At 67.5% G+C, this 16,927-nt stretch carries 14 protein-coding genes; 7 read left to right on the top strand and 7 right to left on the bottom strand.

All coding sequences use genetic code 11. From position 1 onward, the window contains the following. Positions 1 to 10: 10 nt before the first annotated feature. From mnmA to FM111_RS16500, 5 genes are all read right to left on the bottom strand, one after another. Positions 11 to 1,177 (bottom strand): tRNA 2-thiouridine(34) synthase MnmA, encoded by a 1,167-nt coding sequence (gene mnmA / locus FM111_RS04930; protein WP_087139630.1) that lies wholly within the window; start codon positions 1,175 to 1,177, stop codon positions 11 to 13. 177 nt (positions 1,178 to 1,354) lie between these two features. Further along, on the bottom strand, positions 1,355 to 1,639 hold the full coding sequence (sciP, locus tag FM111_RS04925) for a CtrA inhibitor SciP (RefSeq protein WP_087139603.1): 285 nt from the start codon (positions 1,637 to 1,639) through the stop codon (positions 1,355 to 1,357). Positions 1,640 to 1,825: 186 nt separating this feature from the next. Continuing rightward, complete coding sequence (flgE, locus tag FM111_RS04920) at positions 1,826 to 3,283, bottom strand: flagellar hook protein FlgE (protein WP_087139602.1); 1,458 nt, start codon at positions 3,281 to 3,283, stop codon at positions 1,826 to 1,828. A 12-nt stretch (positions 3,284 to 3,295) separates the two neighbouring features. Beyond that, the gene (locus tag FM111_RS04915) at positions 3,296 to 4,042 is read right to left on the bottom strand and encodes a flagellar hook assembly protein FlgD (RefSeq protein ID WP_087139601.1); all 747 of its coding nucleotides are present in this window, start codon (positions 4,040 to 4,042) and stop codon (positions 3,296 to 3,298) included. Positions 4,043 to 4,045: 3 nt separating this feature from the next. Further along, a complete protein-coding gene (locus FM111_RS16500) occupies positions 4,046 to 5,392 on the bottom strand; it encodes a flagellar hook-length control protein FliK (protein ID WP_256968098.1) in 1,347 nt (448 codons plus the stop codon). Between the two features lie 397 nt (positions 5,393 to 5,789). On the opposite strand from FM111_RS16500, the gene flgK reads away from it, so the two are divergent. The 6 genes from flgK to FM111_RS04880 all read left to right on the top strand — a co-directional run bounded on the left by flgK (position 5,790) and on the right by FM111_RS04880 (position 12,522). Then, a complete protein-coding gene (gene flgK, locus FM111_RS04905) occupies positions 5,790 to 7,880 on the top strand; it encodes a flagellar hook-associated protein FlgK (protein ID WP_087139600.1) in 2,091 nt (696 codons plus the stop codon). After that, on the top strand, positions 7,877 to 8,824 hold the full coding sequence (locus tag FM111_RS04900; protein ID WP_087139599.1) for a flagellin: 948 nt from the start codon (positions 7,877 to 7,879) through the stop codon (positions 8,822 to 8,824). The genes flgK and FM111_RS04900 overlap by 4 nt, the downstream gene beginning before the upstream one ends. 205 nt (positions 8,825 to 9,029) lie before the next feature. Next, positions 9,030 to 10,148 (top strand): MlaE family ABC transporter permease, encoded by a 1,119-nt coding sequence (locus FM111_RS04895; RefSeq protein ID WP_087139598.1) that lies wholly within the window; start codon positions 9,030 to 9,032, stop codon positions 10,146 to 10,148. Beyond that, a complete protein-coding gene (locus tag FM111_RS04890; RefSeq protein WP_087139597.1) occupies positions 10,145 to 10,939 on the top strand; it encodes an ABC transporter ATP-binding protein in 795 nt (264 codons plus the stop codon). Before FM111_RS04895 ends, FM111_RS04890 begins: the two co-directional genes overlap by 4 nt. Before the next feature lie 15 nt (positions 10,940 to 10,954). Beyond that, the gene (locus FM111_RS04885; protein ID WP_087139596.1) at positions 10,955 to 11,893 is read left to right on the top strand and encodes an MlaD family protein; all 939 of its coding nucleotides are present in this window, start codon (positions 10,955 to 10,957) and stop codon (positions 11,891 to 11,893) included. Continuing rightward, positions 11,890 to 12,522: an ABC-type transport auxiliary lipoprotein family protein gene (locus FM111_RS04880; protein ID WP_179205023.1), complete on the top strand. Its 633-nt coding sequence runs from the start codon at positions 11,890 to 11,892 to the stop codon at positions 12,520 to 12,522. The genes FM111_RS04885 and FM111_RS04880 overlap by 4 nt, the downstream gene beginning before the upstream one ends. A 239-nt stretch (positions 12,523 to 12,761) precedes the next feature. Here the strand turns inward: FM111_RS04880 and FM111_RS04875 are convergent, their stop codons facing one another. Together FM111_RS04875 and FM111_RS04870 are read right to left on the bottom strand one after the other, a co-directional pair. After that, positions 12,762 to 13,412 (bottom strand): 3-oxoacid CoA-transferase subunit B, encoded by a 651-nt coding sequence (locus FM111_RS04875; RefSeq protein ID WP_087139595.1) that lies wholly within the window; start codon positions 13,410 to 13,412, stop codon positions 12,762 to 12,764. Positions 13,413 to 13,414: 2 nt separating this feature from the next. After that, the gene (locus FM111_RS04870) at positions 13,415 to 14,116 is read right to left on the bottom strand and encodes a CoA transferase subunit A (protein WP_087139594.1); all 702 of its coding nucleotides are present in this window, start codon (positions 14,114 to 14,116) and stop codon (positions 13,415 to 13,417) included. A 188-nt stretch (positions 14,117 to 14,304) separates the two neighbouring features. Between FM111_RS04870 and FM111_RS04865 the strand changes: the two genes are divergently transcribed. After that, a complete protein-coding gene (locus FM111_RS04865) occupies positions 14,305 to 16,746 on the top strand; it encodes a S9 family peptidase (protein ID WP_256968097.1) in 2,442 nt (813 codons plus the stop codon). The last annotated feature ends 181 nt before the right edge of the window (positions 16,747 to 16,927 follow it).

Genomic DNA, 16,927 nt, shown 5'->3' with positions numbered 1-16,927 from the left:
ACGAAGAGGATTAGACGGCGACCGCCTCGGTCGACTGAATGAAGCCGCCGCCCAGCACGCGCTCGTCGTCGGCCGGATCGTAGAGGACGCAGGCTTGACCGGGGGCGACGCCTTCCTCGCCCTGATCGAAGACGACCTGAACGGCGCCGTCGATGAAAGCGAGACGCGCGGGGGAGGGCTGGCGCGTCGAGCGGACGCGGGCCAGCACCGGGGCGCCGTCGCGGGCGGCTTCCTCGATGGTGGCCTGATCGCCCAGCCAGTTGGTTTCCTCCAGCGTCAGGCGCGCGGTCAGCAGGGCTTCGCGCGGGCCGACGATGACGCGGCGATTGTCAGGGTCCAGCTTGACCACGAACAGCGGCTCGCCCACGGCGACGTTCAGGCCCCGGCGCTGGCCGATGGTGTAGTCGGTGATGCCCGAATGGCGGCCCAGAACTCGGCCGTCCATGTGAACGATATCGCCCGCCTCGCGTCCCTGCGGCCGCAAGCGATCGATCAGGGTGCGATAGTCGCCCGTCGGCACGAAGCAGATGTCCTGGCTGTCCGGCTTGGCGGCGATGCGCAGACCCAGCGACGCGGCGACGCCGCGCACCTGCGGCTTTTCCAGATCGGCCAGCGGGAAGCGCAGATAGTCCAACTGATCCTGCGTTGTGGCGAACAGGAAGTAGGACTGATCGCGCGAGTGATCGACCGCCTTGCGCATCTGCGAGCGGTTGCCGTGCGTCGCGCGGCGGACGTAGTGGCCGGTCGCCATCGCCTCGGCGCCCAGATCGCGGGCGACGTCCAGCAGGTCGCGGAACTTCACCGTCTGATTGCAGCGGATGCAGGGGACCGGCGTCTGGCCTTTCAGATATGAATCCGCGAACTGGTCGATCACCGCGTCCTTGAAGCGGTTTTCATAGTCGAGGACGTAGTGCGGAATGCCGATCAGATCGGCGGCCAGGCGGGCGTCGTGAATGTCCTGACCGGCGCAGCAGGCGCCCTTCTTCTTCAGCGCCTCGCCGTGGTCGTAGAGTTGGAGCGTCACACCTACGACGTCATAGCCCGCCTTGTGCAGCAGGGCGGCGACGACGGTGGAATCGACCCCGCCCGACATGGCGGCGACCACGCGCGCGCCCTGCGGCAGGCCGACGGCCTGTCGCACGCTCTCGATCGCGGCGTCCAGGTCGACTTGCGACATGGGGGCGATGTCGGGAACGGGGCAGAGGATGTCGTCGGTCAGGGCGTCCATGGTCATCGCCGCCATTTAGGCCTTAAGCCGCGCGATTTCGAGGCCTGGCCTGAAACGAAGGCGTTCGCCAATGAAAAAGACCGCCCCCGTTCAGGAGCGGCCATGATCATGCGTCCAGGCGAAAGCCTAGTCGCGATAGCTCTGGATGCGCGTGGTGCGCAGGCCCTGCATGCCCCATTTGTCGATGGCCTTCTGCCAGGCCAGGAACTCCTCGGCCGTCAGACGGTATTTGGCCAGGGCGTCCTCAAGGCTGATCAGACCGCCACGCACGGCGGCCACGACCTCGGCCTTGCGGCGGATGACCCAGCGGTTCGTATCCGACGGGGGAAGGTCCCGCAGGGTCAGGGGCGTGCCCGTCGGGCCGACCACGTACTGTTCGCCGTTACTGTTAAGGCGTCGCTCTTGCAGCATGGGCTTAAGCCTCTCTCACCACCACCATAGACGCACAGGCTAGGGCCCCGCCCGCTAAGGGGCGTTTAAGCGTCGTGGTGAAGGAATGGCTAAGACGCATCCGGCCGGTCCGGCGCGTTCTGCGCTGGCTAAAGGAAGGATTCATCGAGTCTAACGAGACCTTGCTCATGGATTCCTGTTGGCCGATCAGCGCTTGATGTTGATCAGCTCCGCCAGCATCTCGTCGGCGGTGGTGATGATCTTGGACGAGGCCGAATAGGCGCGCTGGGTGGTGATCAGGCCGGTGAACTCGGTCGACAGGTCTACGGTCGAGGCTTCCAGCTGTTGCGCGCCCAGCAGGCCCGCGCCGCCGGTGCCGGGGGCCTTCAGGTTGAAGGTGCCGGAGCTCTGGCTGACGCGGAAGGCGTTGCCCGACACTTCGGACAGGCTGTCGGCGCTGGGGAAGGTGGCCAGGGCGACCTGGGCGATCTTGCGCATCACGCCATTGTCGAAGATGGCGGTGACGAAGCCGGTCTCGTCGATCTTCACCTCGGTCAGGTTCCCGAAAGCCGTGCCGTTCGTATAGGTGGCCTGGACGATGGAGGTGCTGTCGTACTGCGTCAGGCCGCCCGCCGAGGCGTTCAGGTCAAAGGCGATGGTCTGGGCGGCGATGCCCAGCGACGGATCCCAGCCGCCGTTCGGCGTGCTGCCGTCGGCGGGCGCCGTACCGTCGGACGCCGACAGGCTGATGCTGGCGTTCGTCGGATCGTCGAACAGGCCGCCGCCGGCGCCGCCCGGCGCGCTCCACGCCTGCATGGCGGCGACGTCCAGACGGCCGTCCTGGGTGAAGGCGATGCGGCCGGATTTCAGCAGGCCGTCGGCGTTGGTCACCGTGCCTTCAGGCGCGCGGATCTCGGCGTACCATTCGTTGGCGGTCGAGCTCTTCAGCAGGGAGACGGTGATGTTGCGCTGGCCGCCCTTGGAGTCGGACACTGGAATGGTGATCTCGAAGTCCGGCTTCACGCCCGTCGCCGGATCGTTGGCGTACATCGCCATGGAGTTGGCGGCCGGGTCATAGGCCGTGACGCCGGTCGGAAGCGGGTTCTGAGCCGCTTCATTGATCGGCTGGCTGGACTTCAGGTTGGCGTTCAGGCCGACGCGGGTGGTCGGCTCGGCCGCGCCGCCGACCGAGCCGACGTTGATGGTGCGCAGGCGGCTCATGTCCGAGGGATCGCTGTTGACCACGCCGTCGGCGTCGACCGGCCAGCCCTGCAGATACAGGCCCGAGGTGTTTTGCAGGTAGCCCAGATCGTCGATCTTGAACGCCCCGGCGCGGGTGAACAGGCGCGCGTCCGACAGGGTCAGGTTCTCGGACTTTTCGGTGACGACGAAGAAGCCCTGGCCGGCGATGGCCAGGTCGGTGCCCGAGGTCGTGCGCTGAAGCTGACCCGCCTGGCTGATGAAGTGGCGGGCGGAGGCCTGAACGCCGCCGGCGGAGTAGTTGACGCCCTGAGTCTGGGCGTTGACGACGGTGGAGAATTCCGTGGCCGCGCGCTTGTAGCCGACGGTGTTAACGTTGGCGATGTTCTGCGAGATCGTCGAAAGGGCCGCGGCGTTCGCGGTCAGGCCGGACACGCCGGCCAGCATGGCGCCGTTAATGCTCATGGCTGGAATTCCTTACGAGAGAAGATTGAAAGGGTTGAGTTTCGAGGCGAGGGCGCTGACCGCGCCGGCGTCCTCTTCGGGATCGGGTTTGGCGGCCGCCTTCTGTTCTTCCAGCGCGATCAGGCTGGACACCGGCATGATCGAGTTGCCGATGATGACGAAGGGCGTGTTGTCGTACATCTCGACGCCGGTGACGCGGCCGCGGATCAGCACCTGGCTGTCGACGGCCTTGCCTGCGCCGTCCTTGGCGACGACCTTCAGCGTATAGACGCCGCCGTCGTCGACCTGGCCGCCTCCGGTGGTCTTTCCGTCCCACTTGAAGTCGTGCATGCCGTTGGTCTTGTCGGGCGCTGGGCCGCTCCAGACCACCTTGCCCGAGGCGTCCAGCACCTGAAGCGTGGCGTCGGTCGCGTCGGCGGCCAATTCATAGCTCCAGTTGGCCTCGCCGTCCTCGAAGCGGGTGGCGGCCCAGACGGCGGTGGCGTCCTTGCCGATATATTGCGCCGCGCCGGTCAGGCCGTCGCCTTGCTGGGCCTTGAGCAAGCCCGTCAACAAGTCGTTGGTGAGAAGTTGCTGCTCGACGCCGGCCATCTGGGTCAGCTGGGCGGTGAATTCGTTGGAATCCACCGGCGACAACGGATCCTGGTTCTTCAACTGCGTGGTCAGCAACGACAGGAAGGTCTGGAAGTTGGAGGCCAGCATCTGACCTCCGGTGTTCACCCGGCCTGCGGCGTTGTTGGTGGAGACGGCGTCAACCATCGATCAGACCTTCAGATCGACGCGGTCAGGCGTCAGGGAAAGGGACGTCCAGGCGCTGGGCGACGGAACGACGGAATCGGCCTCGGCAGCCAGGCGGGCGGCGCCGGCGAAGGCGCGGCGGTCAGGCTGGCGCTCGAATGCGCCGCCGCCGAAGCCGGACGAAGGATCACGCTCGGCGAACTCCAGATCATCGCGCGACAGTTGCAGCCCCGCGTCCAGAAGCTGACGGCGCAGTTCGTCGGCGCGCGCACGCAGGTCGGCCGCCGCCGCCGGATTGTCAAAGGCCAGACGCGCCGTGACCTGGCCGTCGGACTCGATCTCCAGGCTGACATCGACCCGGCCCAGTCCCTCGGGCGTCAGGGCCATGTCGAAGCGGGTCGAGCGGCCGTCCAGCTTCTTGATGATCTGTGCGGCGATCTGGGCCGTGGTCTCGACCGTGGCGCGCGACAGCTGGGACAGGCCCAGATCGCGTTGCGCGCCCGGCGCCTGGGGCGCGGCTTCGACGGCGCCTTGTTGCGGCGCGGCCGGGGCTTCGCCGTCGGCTGAGGGCGCGACGACGGCCGCCGCGGCAGGCGTTTCGGCGAGCGCGGGCGCAGCGGCCGGGCGGGCGGCGGGTGCTGACGCTGCCGTATCGGCGGGAGCGTCGGATGGGGCGGGGCGGCTGGCGGCCGCTTCGGAGCCGCCCGTCGCGGCGGCGGCCTGAATCGCTTCTCGCGCCGAGGCAAGGCGTTCGCCCGCACCCGATCGGAAGCCGGTCACGCCCAGTAAGGCGGCGTCTTGGGCCGAAAGAGGCGCGGACCCAGGGCGCGACGGCGGCGGCGCGTCCAACGACTCGTCGCTCTCGGGTGACGGGGTTTCAAGCGCTGCATTCACCTCGGCGAAGGTGGCCGGGAGCGCTGCCTTAAGAGCGGCGGACGTGACTACAGGCGGCGTCGTCGCGGCTGGGGCGAGTGCGGTGTCGGCAGGCGTAGCCGCAGCCTCGACGGCAGCCGTCTCTGCAGCCTCGAAGTCGGCCTGCGGCGCAGACGTCGTTGCGGCTGCGAAGGGGGGCGTCGCCGGATCGACAGCGGCTTGCGGAACGGCAGTCTGCTGCACCGGCGGGGGTGGCGCGAACCAGGCGGGCGGAGCCGGGACGACCGCGAGGCCATCCTTGGCGGCTTCGTCTGAGGCGGCGACTTCGGGCGTCTCGGCGGGCGTCTCGGCGACCGGGGCGGCGGGCGCGGGCGCCTCTTCCTTGAGCATCAGATCCGCGAAGACGGCGCTGTCCATCGCCGCCTCGTCGGAGGCGTCGAGACCCGCGCCGCCGGGAGTGGCGGGCGTCAGGACGGACATGAGGCTGATGGCGGACATGCGGGCGGCAGGCGCTTTCGGTGGATGAGAGGCGGCGCCTGCTGCGCCTGGGTCATTCGGCAGAGCCTCCGCAAGCCTTGGGCCAAGTGCAGGTGTTCGAGTTAATATACTGAAATATATGAATATTGATCGATTTTTGGCTGTCGATTGCGGCGTGTGGCGCCGGGCGCTTCTTGCCGCGCTCGTCGCTTTTTGCCGGGCGCGGGCGGCGCCGCCCGACTTGGCCCGCCGCTTGCCTCCCTTGTTGACGAATGCACAGGGGCTGAATGCCGATGTCGAGTAAAATCAAAGAGATGGTCAGAAGACCTGCTCAATTCGCCGGGCAAGATTTGCTCGCTTGCCTGCAAGGCTTGCCGGGCGTGAGCCTGCGTGCGCGCCACGGCGTGGGAGAGGTCTGATGTCCCTCAACTCGATCATGAACATCGCCACCTCGGGCATGAATGCGGCCCAGACGCAGCTGCGGGTGGTTTCGGACAACGTCTCCAACGTCAACACGCCCGGCTATGTCCGCAAGATCGCCGAGCAGGAGACCTGGGCCAGCCAGGGCGTCGGCGCGGGGGTGGAGATCGCCCGCATCCGTCTGGCCACCGACCGCTTCCTTCAGGCGGCCAGCCTGAACGGGAGCGCTGACGCGGGGCGCCAGACCGTGCGCTACGAGCTTTACGACCGCATCCAGTCGATGTTCGGCGATCCGGGCTCCAACAGCGGCTTCTTCTCGCAGATCGATAGCGTCTTCGCCGCCTTCGCCGCTTCGGCCGAGGATGCGACCTCCGGCCCGCGGCGCCAGGAGGCCGTCTGGAAGACGCAGGGCCTGTTCGACGAAGCCGCCCGCATCAACGCCCAGATCCAGTCGGTGCGCGAGGACGCTGATGCGCGCATCAAGAGCGCGGTCGAGACGGCCAACAGCCTGCTGGAGCAGATCGAGAAGCTGAACGTCGAAATCGCCAAGGCGACGGTGGTCAATGCGGACTCCTCGGGCGCCCAGACGGCTCAGGCGGCCCTGATCGACCAGTTGTCAGGCCTGATGGACGTCCGCATCACCGGCCGCGCGGTCGGCGGGGTCGAGATCCGCACTGGCGCCGGCATCCTGCTGGCGGGTCAGGGCGCGGCCAAGCTGGACTATGTGCGCGCGGGCGCCGTCTCGGCCGAGACGGTGTTTAACGAGGTCACGGTCATCGAGCCGCCCGCCGGAAAGGCGCGCTCCCTGGCTGAGGGGCTGAACTCGGGTGAGATCAAGGGGCTGCTGGAGCTGCGCGACGGCGAGGCGCCGGCGACCGCCGAACGTCTGGCCGAATTGATGTCGCGCATGGCCGACGAACTGAACCGGGCGCACAACGCCTCTTCGGCCGCGCCGCCGCCCAACAGCCTGACCGGCCGCAATGTCGGGCAGTCGCTCGAGACCGCCCTGCAGGGCTTCACCGGCCGCACCTCCATCGTCATCACCAATGATCAGGGTGTGGCCCTGCAGAAGATCGACCTGGATCTGGCGACGCTGAACCCGGCGACCTTCCTTACCGACCTGAACGCCCAGCTGGGCGCTAACGGCAGCGCCAGCTTCGTCGATGGGCGGCTGAAGATTCAGGGTGCGCCGGGCACGGGCGTGGTGGTGGTCGACGATCCGGCCGCGCCCTCGAACAAGGGCGGGCGAGGCTTCTCGCACTTCTTCGGCCTGAACGACCTGATCACCAGCGAGCAGCCGGCGATCTTCGAAACGGGCATGACGGGTGCGTCGCAGCATGGCTTCACGCCGGGCGACACCATCACCTTCCGCTTCAGCGACGCGGCCGGCGCCAAGCTGCGCGATATCGAGGTGGCGGTTCCCGCGGGCGGCGACATGACCAGCCTGCTGGCTGCGCTGAACGATCCGATGACGGGCGCCGGGCGGATGGGGACGTTCAGCCTCAATCCCGCGGGCGAGATGACGTTCACGCCGCGCCCCGGCTCGGGCGCGAACCTGTCGGTGCTTCAGGACCGCACGACCCAGGTTCCCTCCAACGTGTCGATGAGCGAGCTGTTCGGTCTGGGCGGGGCGCGCGCCTCGCGGGCTGACGCCTTCTCGATCAGAGCCGACATCGCCCGCGATCCGGCCCTGATGGCCTTCGCCAAGGCCGATGCGACAGGCGGGCTGGGCGCGGCCGTGGTCAGCAAGAACGACGCGCGCGGCGCGCGCCTGTTGGCCAGCGCGGGCGAGAACGCCGCCTCCTTCTCGGCGGCGGGCGGGGCGGCGGGCGGCTCCATGTCGCTGGCGCGCTATGCGTCGGAACTGTCGGGCGAGATCGGCAGCCGGGCCGCCATGGCCAAGAACAACGCCGTCAGCGCCACGGCCCTGGCCAAGGAGGCGACGGCGCGCCGCGTCTCGGTCGAAGGGGTCAACCTGGATGAGGAGCTGGTGTTGATGACCACCTATCAGCAGGCCTTTAACGCTTCGGCCCGCATGGTTCAGGCCGCCAAGGACATGTACGACACCCTGCTGGGAATGGTGCGATGACACGCGTTTCAACCTACGGAAACTATCAGTCGGCCCTGCTTGACCTGATGTCGGCCCAGTCGCGCATGGCCGACGCCCAGCAGAAGGTGAACACCAAGAAGAACGCCACGGACCTGGTCGGCTTCGGTCGAGGCTCCGAGACGGTCAGCGCGCTGAAGTCCAGCCAGACCCGCATCCAGACCTTCATCGACACGAACAAGACCGTCGCGGCTCGGCTGGAGACCCAGGATCTGGCGATGGACCGGGTTGCAGACGCTTCGACGGCGGCGCGTCAGGCCATCGCCGACGCCATCGCCGCCGGGCGGATGGACACGCTGATGGGGACGCTGAACAGTCTGTTCATGGAGGCTCAGGACGGGCTGAACATGAAGCATCAGGGCAAGTATCTGTTCGGCGGCGGGGTCATCGATCGTGCGCCGGTGGAGTTGCCCGGCATCCCTGGCCAGCCGGAGGCCAGCATGATGGCCAAGCTGGCGGCCTTGCCCGACGAAAACGCGGCCTTCCGCAACGATCAGCTGAAGCAGTCGTCCTGGCTGGACGAGAACGTGTCGATGGACACCAGCTTCCTGGCTGACGCCGTGGGCTCGGAGTTGTTCGCCATCTTCCGCGACATCCAGTTGGCCCATGAGGCGACGCCGCTGGACGGCCAGATGACGGACGCCCAGAAGACATTCCTGACCACCCAAATGGGCCGCTTCGAGGCGGCGTCGAAAGGGGTGGTGGAGTTGCAGGCCGCCAACGGCGGAATGCAGAACCGCGTCGACCGTCTGTTGGAATCCCAGGAGGCGCGCAAGATTTCGATCGACACCATCCTGTCCGGGAAGACCGACGCGAACATGGCCGAAGCCGTCACCGAACTGGAGTTGGCGCAAGTGTCCCTGCAAGCCTCGGCCCAGGTGGTCAGCCAACTTCGCCAGGTCTCCCTGCTCGACTATCTGCGCTAGGTCTTTTCGAGTCGTCGTCTCGAGCGGCGGCTGAACGAAAATCGCCCGACGACGTTCACAAAGCTGCGCCGTGACGGGAGGGCCTTGGCTTGCGTCGAGCAACGCTGGAAGAGACCGAGATTTGTCATCAGTCGTTGACGCGACGTGAAAAGCAGAGCTTTAAGCGGCGTATGCGTGCGGGCGGGCCTGTGTCAGTGTCGAATTCATGAATCGGGCGGACTTCCAGATTGACGAACACCAGGACGGTCAGGCGCGCTTGCGGCTGGCGGGCGACTGGTCGACCGTCGCCGTCGGCCGGATGGGCGATCGGCTGAAGACTGAGCTGGACGGCCGAACCGTGACGGCGCTGGACCTGGACGATCTGGGTCGTTTCGACACCGCCGGCGCCCTGGCCGTGGCCCAGGCCATGAGCCGCCCTCTCCCTGAATCCGCCTGGTCGGCGCGGCCCGAGGCCGGGCGCCTGTATCGCATGGTGGCCAAGCTGGACTGCATGACGGCCGAGCCGCCGCGCCGCTCGGCCCCCATGACGCGCGGCTTCGCCAAGGTCGGGCGCGGGGTCTATGATTTCGGCGCCGAGGCCATGCTGTCCCTGGCCTTCCTGGGCCGTTTGATGGCCGCCGTGCTGACCACGCTGAAGCATCCCGGCCGCATCCGCTGGGCCGCCTGGTTCAGCCAGGCCGAGCGCACGGGCCTGGACGCCATCCCGATCGTGGTGGTGACCAACTTCTTCATCGGCGCCGTGGTGGCCTTCATCGGCGTGGATCTGCTGACCCAGTTCGGGGCCGGCGTCTTCGCCGTGCAACTGATCGGCGTCGCCGTCTTCCGCGAGTTCGCCGTGGTCATCACCGCCGTGCTGCTGGCGGGTCGTTCAGCCTCGTCCTTCGCCGCCGAGATCGGCTCCATGCGCATGACGCAGGAGGTGGACGCCATGCAGGTCATGGGCGTCGATCCTTTCCAGGCCCTGGTCATCCCGCGTCTGGCGGCGCTGCTGGTCATGCTGCCGCTGCTGACCTTCCTGGCCATGATGGGCGGCCTGCTGGGCGGGGTGCTGGTGTCGTGGAGCCAGTTGAACCTGGGTCCGGCCTTCTTCTTCCAGCGGCTGGTCGAGGACGGCTATATGCCGACGCACATGATGGTCGGCCTGATCAAGGCGCCGGTCTTCGCTCTGGTGGTCGCGGCCATCGGCTGTCGCCAGGGCATGTCGGTGGCCGGCGACGTCGAGAGCCTGGGCCGCCGGGTGACGGCGGCCGTGGTGCAGGCGATCTTCGCCATCATCCTGCTGGACGCCGTCTTCGCTCTGATCTTCATCGAGCTGAAGATATGACGGACGAGACGCGCAAACCGGACGACCGCGAAGCCCTCATCCAGGTGCGGGGCCTGCTCAGCCAATTCGGCGAGCGGGTGATCCACCAGGATCTGAATCTGGACGTGATGCGCGGCGAGGTGCTGGGCGTCGTCGGCGGGTCGGGCACCGGCAAGACCGTGCTGCTGAACTCCATCATCGGGTTGAAGGAGCCGGAGGGCGGGGAAGTGCGCCTGTTCGGCGAGGATCGCGCGGCCATGACCAAGGCCGAGGCGGCCGCTGTCGAGCGACGCACGGGCGTTCTGTTCCAGCAGGGAGCGCTGTTCTCGTCCCTGACGGTGCTGGATAATGTGGCCTCGCCGCTGGTGGAGCATACGAAGCTGTCCAAGTCGACGATCCGCGAGCTGGCCGAGATGAAGGTGGCCATGGTCGGGCTGAAGCCCGAGGCCCTCTATCTGAAGCCGGCCGAGCTGTCGGGCGGGATGAGGAAGCGCGTCGGCCTGGCCCGCGCCCTGGCGCTGGACCCCGAACTGGTCTTCCTGGACGAGCCGACGGCCGGTCTGGACCCGATCGGGGCGGCGGCGTTCGATGATCTGATCCGTCAGTTGTCGGACGACCTGGGGCTGACGGTCTTCATGATCACCCACGACCTCGACAGCCTTTACGCCATCTGCGACCAGGTGGCCGTGCTGGCGGACAAGCATGTGGTGGCCAAGGCGCCGGTCGCCGAGCTGGAACGCTCGGACCACCCTTGGATCAAGGAATACTTCCTGGGGCCGCGCGGACGCGCCGCCCACAAGAGCGCGGCCTGAGGAGGGCGCGAAACGATGGAAAGAGACGCTCATTACGCCGCCGTCGGCATCGCTACAGTCGCCCTTATGCTGGCGCTGGCGGTGTTCACGATCTGGCTGGCCCGGTTGCAGTTCAACAAGGATTTCGACGTCTATGACATCGTCTTCTACGGCCCGGTGCGCGGCCTGTCGGAGGGCGGCGAGGTGCACTTCAACGGCATTCGCGTCGGCGAGGTGACGGACCTGAATCTGGACCCCAAGAAGGGCGACCAGGTCATCGCCCGCGTGCGCCTGAACGGCACGACGCCGGTGCGCGTGACCTCGCGCGCCCAGCTGGAGCCGCTGGGCATCACCGGCCTGAACTACATCCAGATCACCGCCGGCTCGCCGGACAGCCCGCTGCTGAAGGATCAGTATCCCGACCATGTCGTGCCGGTGATCCAGAGCCAGCCCAGCCCCATCGCCGAGCTGTTGAGCGGATCGGGCACGGTGCTGGCGCAGACGGTGGATGCGTTGAACCGCATCAACCGCGTGATGTCGGACGACAACATCCGCAGCTTCTCGTCCAGCGTGAAGAACGTCGAGGCCCTGACCGCCGAGCTGGAAGCCCGCAAGGGCATGTTCCAGCAGCTTGAAGAGACCATCACCAAGGCCAACGCCGCCGTCGGCGAGTATCAGGCCCTGGGCGTCAGCGCGCGTCAGATGATCGACACGGACGGCAAGCAGGCCATCGCCAACATCAACAAGGCGACGCAGGAAGCCCAGGCCGCCATCGCCTCGATCAACCGTTCGGCGACCGGGCTGGAAGGGCCGCTGGGCGATTTCGGCACCCAGACCGTGCCGCAGCTCAACGACACGATCCGCCAACTGGATATGGCGACGCGCTCGCTGCAGTCGCTGGTCGACAATGTGCGTGAAAGCCCGCGCGACTTCATCGCCAAGGCGCCGTCCAAGGAAATCGAGGTGCAGCCGTGATCCGTTCCACTCTCCTGATCGCGGCGGCTTCGGTCGCCCTGTCCGGCGGCCTGGCCGGCTGCGCCCTGCTGGCCTCGCCCGATCCGGTGCAGCTCTATCGCTTCGGCGGGGCCTCGGCCTATGCCGGGACGGGGGCGACGTCGGCTTGCCCTGACGTTCATGTCGCCATGCGTCGGGTGGACTTCCCCGAGGCGGCGCGCGGCGATCGCCTGCTGGCCGTGACCGGGGCCGAGGCGGCCTACATCAAGGGCGCGCGCTGGGTGTCCCCGGCCGAGACTCTGTTCGAGGAAGCGCTTCGCAACGCCTTCGCCGACGGCGGGACGTGCACGGTTCTCAGCGGCGGCCCGCTGACGCGCGACGGCCTGCTGTTGAGCGTGGATGTGCGCCGGTTCGAGGCCGCCTACGCCGCGCCGGGGGCTGTGCCGGATGTGAACATCGTGGTGCTGCTGCGTCTGGTCCGGCCGGGCGACCGCACGATCGTGGCCGAAGACCGCATTTCGGTCAGGGAGAACGCCGGCGAGAACCGCCAGTCGGCCATTGTCACCGCCTTCGACCGCGCCACCGCCGAGGCCAGCCGCCAGATCGTCCTGTGGACCGACCAGCAGGGCTTCCAGGCGACGCGGAACTGATGTCCTTCTCCCCTTGTGGGAGAAGGTGGGCGCCGAAGGCGCTCGGATGAGGGGTGACGACGCCGCCCTTGAGTTTCATCGACACCTTGGCGCGCAAACCGGATGCCGGAACGCAGACACCCCTCATCCGTCTCGCTCCGCGAGCCACCTTCTCCCACAAGGGGAGAAGGAAGACATGAAAAACCCCGGCGGCCTCGCGGTCGCCGGGGTTTCTGTTTTCACAGCGGGAGGAGGGCGGTTCAGCCCAGGTTCGCCGCCACCGTGTAGTCGGCCTCGGTCTTGGCCGAGACCTCGTCCAGCGTGACGCCGTCGGCCAGTTCGATCAGCTCCAGCCCCGAACCGTCCGGCTTGACGTCGAAGACGGCCAGATCGGTGATGATGCGGCTGACGACGCCCGTGCCGGTCAGCGGCAGGGTGCAGGCCTTCAGCACCTTGGACTGGCCGTGCTTGTTGGCGTGATCCATGACCACGACCACGCGCTTGACGCCCGCGACCAGGTCCATGGCGCCGCCCATGCCCTTCACCAGCTTGCCGGGGATCATCCAGTTGGCGATGTCGCCGTTCTGGGCCACTTCCATCGCGCCGAGGATCGACAGGTTGATGTGGCCGCCCCGGATCATGGCGAAGCTATCCGAGGAGCTGAAATAGCTGCTCTCGGGGATCTCGGTGATCGTCTGCTTGCCGGCGTTGATCAGGTCGGGGTCTTCCTCGCCCTCATAGGGGAAGGGGCCCATGCCCAGCATGCCGTTTTCCGATTGCAGGGTCACGACCATGCCGTCGGGGATGTAGTTGGCGACCAGGGTCGGGATGCCGATGCCCAGGTTCACATAGAAGCCGTCCTGCAGCTCCTTGGCGGCGCGTTCAGCCAGTTGTTCGCGAGTACGGGCCATGGTTACGCTCCCTTCTGACGGACGGTGCGCTGTTCGATGCGCTTTTCGGACACGGTCTGGATCAGGCGGTCGACATAGACGCCCGGCGTGTGGATGTGGTCGGGGTCCAGCGAGCCGACGGGGACGATCTCTTCCACCTCGACCAGCGTGACCTTGCCCGCAGTCGCCATCATCGGGTTGAAGTTGCGGGCCGTCTTGCGGAACACGAGGTTGCCGCGCTCATCGGCCTTCCACGCCTTGACGATGGACAGGTCGGCGACCAGCCCCGTCTCCATGACGTATTTGCGGCCGTCGAAGTCGCGCACTTCCTTGCCTTCGGCGACCAGGGTGCCGACGCCGGTGGCGGTGAAGAAGGCCGGGATGCCCGCGCCGCCCGCGCGGATGCGCTCGGCCAGGGTGCCCTGCGGGTTGAACTCCAGCTGCAGCTCGCCGGCCAGGTACTGGCGTTCGAACTCCTTGTTCTCGCCGACGTAGGACGAGATCATTTTCGCGATCTGGCGCGTCTCAAGCAGTTGGCCCAGGCCGAAGCCGTCCACGCCCGCATTGTTGGAGATGACGGTCAGACCCTTCACGCCCGTGTCGCGCAGGCCCGCGATCAGGTTCTCGGGGATGCCGCACAGGCCGAAGCCGCCGGACATGACGGTCATGCCGTCGAATGTCAGCCCCTCCAGCGCGGACTTCACGTCAGCGTAAATCTTGCCCATCGGACTCCCTTTTTCACCATCTGATGAATATCGTGGTCTCCTTCGTCCTTAAAGCGGGCCGGGAAGAGGGGCAAGCGGCAAGCGCGACGCAGGGGAAGGCGGGGCGTGACAAGCCTGATGGTTGACCCCGGACCCTGGGGGTTTCACACCTGGGGCCACATAAGACTCGTCTCAGTGGGGAAATTTCCATGCGCCATCGTCTGCTGCGGGCCGCCTTGCCCGCCCTGGTGCTCGCCGCCGCCGTTCCGGCCCTGGCCCTGCCGGTTGCGGCAGTCGCCCAGGACGCCGCGCCGACCTATCAACAGCCGCCGTCGCCCATCGCCCAGATCCTGGACGCCAAGCCCAATCCCGGCGTCAGCGTCAGCCCGGACCGCAAGACCCTGTTGCTGACTGACCGCGCCAACCTGCCGGCCATCGCCGAACTGGCCGAGCCGATGCTGCGGCTGGCGGGCTATCGGATCAATCCGAAGAACAACGGCCCGGCCAACAGCCGCGTCTCCTGGCTGACGGGCCTCAGCTTCCAGGCGGTCGACGGCGGGGCTGCGCGCCCGGTGACGGGCCTGCCCGTCAATGCGCGCCTGACCAATGTCAGCTGGGCGCCGAACGGCCAGGCGGTGGCCTTCCTGGTCAACGCTCCGAACGGGCTGGAGCTTTGGACCGCCGACGTGGCGCAGGCCAAGGCGCGCAAGCTGAACGGGCCGATGGTCAATGCGGCGGCGGGGTCGGGCTTCTCCTGGCTGTCGGATTCCTCGGGCCTGCTGGTCCTGGCGGTTCCGGCCGGGCGCGGCCTGGCGCCCAACGTCGACCATCCGCCGGAAGGCCCGATCATCACCGAGAGCGGCGGCCGCGCCGCGCCGGTGCGGACCTATCAGGACCTGCTGTCCAATGTGGGCGAAGAGGCGCTGTTCGACTACTACTTCACCAGCCAGCCGACGGTGGTGTCGCTGAACGGCCGCGCCCGCTCGGTGGGCCAGCCGGGCGTCATTCTGGGCGTCTCGACCTCGCCGGACGGGCGCTACATCCTGCAGACGCGGGTCAAGAAGCCCTACTCCTACGTCGTGCCCGCCAGCCTGTTCCCCTCGGACGTCATCGTCACCGACATGAACGGGCGCCAGGTGCACCGCGTGGCCGACCTGCCGCTGCGCGACAATGTGCCGACGCCGTTCGACGCCGTGGCGCCGGGACCGCGCGCGGTCCAGTGGCGGGCTGACGCCGACGCCACCCTGGTCTGGGCCGAGGCTCAGGACGGCGGCGATCCGCGCAACCCCGCCGAGGTGCGCGACCGCGTCTTCATGCTGCGTGCGCCCTTCAACGACCGGGTGCAGACGCTGGCCGATCTGAAGGAACGCTACGCCGGAACCACCTGGGGGAGGAATGACGCCGCCATCGTCAACAGCCGCTGGTTCAACACGCGGCACGAAACGCGCACCCTGGTCGATCCGTCCAATCCGGGGCAGGGCCGCGTCCTGGTCGATCGCAACTATCAGGACCGCTACAACGACCCCGGCTCGGTCGTGACGGAGCCGAACGCGCGCGGCCGTTCGGTCATGCGCTTCAGCGCCGACGGCGCCCGCGTCTTTGTCGAGGGCGACGGCGCGACGCGAGAGGGCGCCTATCCCTTCCTCGACCTGATGGACCTGAAGTCGGGCGAGACGGAGCGCGTCTGGCGCTCGGCCCAGGGCGAGTATGAGAGCGTCGTTGGCGTGCTGGACGAGGCGGGCCGCAAGCTGGTCACCTATCGCGAAAGCGGCGCCGATCCGGCTAATCTGCGCATCCGCGATCTGGACGGCGGCGTCACCCAACTGACGAACTTCCCTGATCCGGCCCCGCAACTGGCCGGGGCCACGCGCCAGTTGATCACCTACACCCGCGACGACGGCGTGGAGCTGTCGGGCACCCTCTATCTGCCCGCCGGTTACGACAAGGACCGCGACGGCCCGCTGCCGCTTCTTATGTGGGCCTATCCGGCCGAGTTCACCGACGCCGCCGTGGCCGGTCAGGTCGTGGACACCGACAACCGCTTCGTGCGCCCGTCGGGATCCAGCCACCTGTTCCTGCTGACCCAGGGCTACGCGATCCTGGACAACCCGACGATGCCGATCATCGGCCGCGACGGGGCCGAGCCGAACGACACCTACATCGAGCAGCTGTCGGCCAGCGCCAAGGCGGCGGTCGACGCCGTGGTCGCTCTGGGCGTGGCGGAACGGGAGCGGATCGCCGTGGGCGGGCACAGCTACGGCGCCTTCATGACGGCGAACCTGCTGGCGCACACCGACCTGTTCAAGACCGGCATCGCGCGCTCGGGCGCCTATAACCGCACCTTGACGCCCTTCGGCTTCCAGGCGGAGCAGCGCTCCTACTGGGAGGCGACCGAGACCTATACGGAGATGTCGCCCTTCACCTATGCGAACAAGGTCAATGAACCGATCCTGCTGATCCACGGCGAGGCGGACGACAACTCGGGCACCTTCCCGGTGCAGACCGAGCGTTTCTATGCGGCGCTGAAGGGCAATGGCGCGACGGCGCGCTATGTCGTCCTGCCGCTGGAGGCTCACGGCTATCGCGCGCGGGAGTCGGTGGGGCACGCCCTGTATGAGATGTCGTCCTGGCTGGACCGCTGGATGAAGTAACACGCAGCCTTCTCCCCTTGAGGGAGAAGGTGGCCCGTCAGGGCCGGATGAGGGGTGTCGGCGCGACGTCTGAGCGGGTATCGCCAGCCCGCGTCTTCGCACCCCTCATCCGTCCGGCTTCGCCGTCCACCTTCTCCCTCAAGGGGAGAAGGCTGCGTGTTACTTCATCCAGCGGTCCAGC

It is taken from the genome of Brevundimonas diminuta 3F5N, from assembly GCF_900163625.1.
Lineage (GTDB): Bacteria > Pseudomonadota > Alphaproteobacteria > Caulobacterales > Caulobacteraceae > Brevundimonas > Brevundimonas diminuta_A.
The sequence above is the reverse complement of the archived record's forward strand: the minus strand, read 5'-3'. Positions and strand labels throughout refer to the sequence as shown.

Bases quoted from the DNA above. Each gene is read 5' to 3' on its own strand.
- FM111_RS04875 (WP_087139595.1), bottom strand. From the start codon at position 13,412: ATGGCCCGTACTCGCGAACAACTGGCTGAACGCGCCGCCAAGGAGCTG.
- FM111_RS04870 (WP_087139594.1), bottom strand. From the start codon at position 14,116: ATGGGCAAGATTTACGCTGACGTGAAGTCCGCGCTGGAGGGGCTGACA.
- mnmA (WP_087139630.1), bottom strand. From the start codon at position 1,177: ATGTCGCAAGTCGACCTGGACGCCGCGATCGAGAGCGTGCGACAGGCC.
- flgK (WP_087139600.1), top strand. From the start codon at position 5,790: ATGTCCCTCAACTCGATCATGAACATCGCCACCTCGGGCATGAATGCG.
- FM111_RS04885 (WP_087139596.1), top strand. From the start codon at position 10,955: ATGGAAAGAGACGCTCATTACGCCGCCGTCGGCATCGCTACAGTCGCC.
- FM111_RS04895 (WP_087139598.1), top strand. From the start codon at position 9,030: ATGAATCGGGCGGACTTCCAGATTGACGAACACCAGGACGGTCAGGCG.
- sciP (WP_087139603.1), bottom strand. From the start codon at position 1,639: ATGCTGCAAGAGCGACGCCTTAACAGTAACGGCGAACAGTACGTGGTC.
- flgE (WP_087139602.1), bottom strand. From the start codon at position 3,283: ATGAGCATTAACGGCGCCATGCTGGCCGGCGTGTCCGGCCTGACCGCG.
- FM111_RS04900 (WP_087139599.1), top strand. From the start codon at position 7,877: ATGACACGCGTTTCAACCTACGGAAACTATCAGTCGGCCCTGCTTGAC.
- FM111_RS04890 (WP_087139597.1), top strand. From the start codon at position 10,145: ATGACGGACGAGACGCGCAAACCGGACGACCGCGAAGCCCTCATCCAG.
- FM111_RS16500 (WP_256968098.1), bottom strand. From the start codon at position 5,392: ATGTCCGCCATCAGCCTCATGTCCGTCCTGACGCCCGCCACTCCCGGC.
- FM111_RS04915 (WP_087139601.1), bottom strand. From the start codon at position 4,042: ATGGTTGACGCCGTCTCCACCAACAACGCCGCAGGCCGGGTGAACACC.
- FM111_RS04865 (WP_256968097.1), top strand. From the start codon at position 14,305: ATGCGCCATCGTCTGCTGCGGGCCGCCTTGCCCGCCCTGGTGCTCGCC.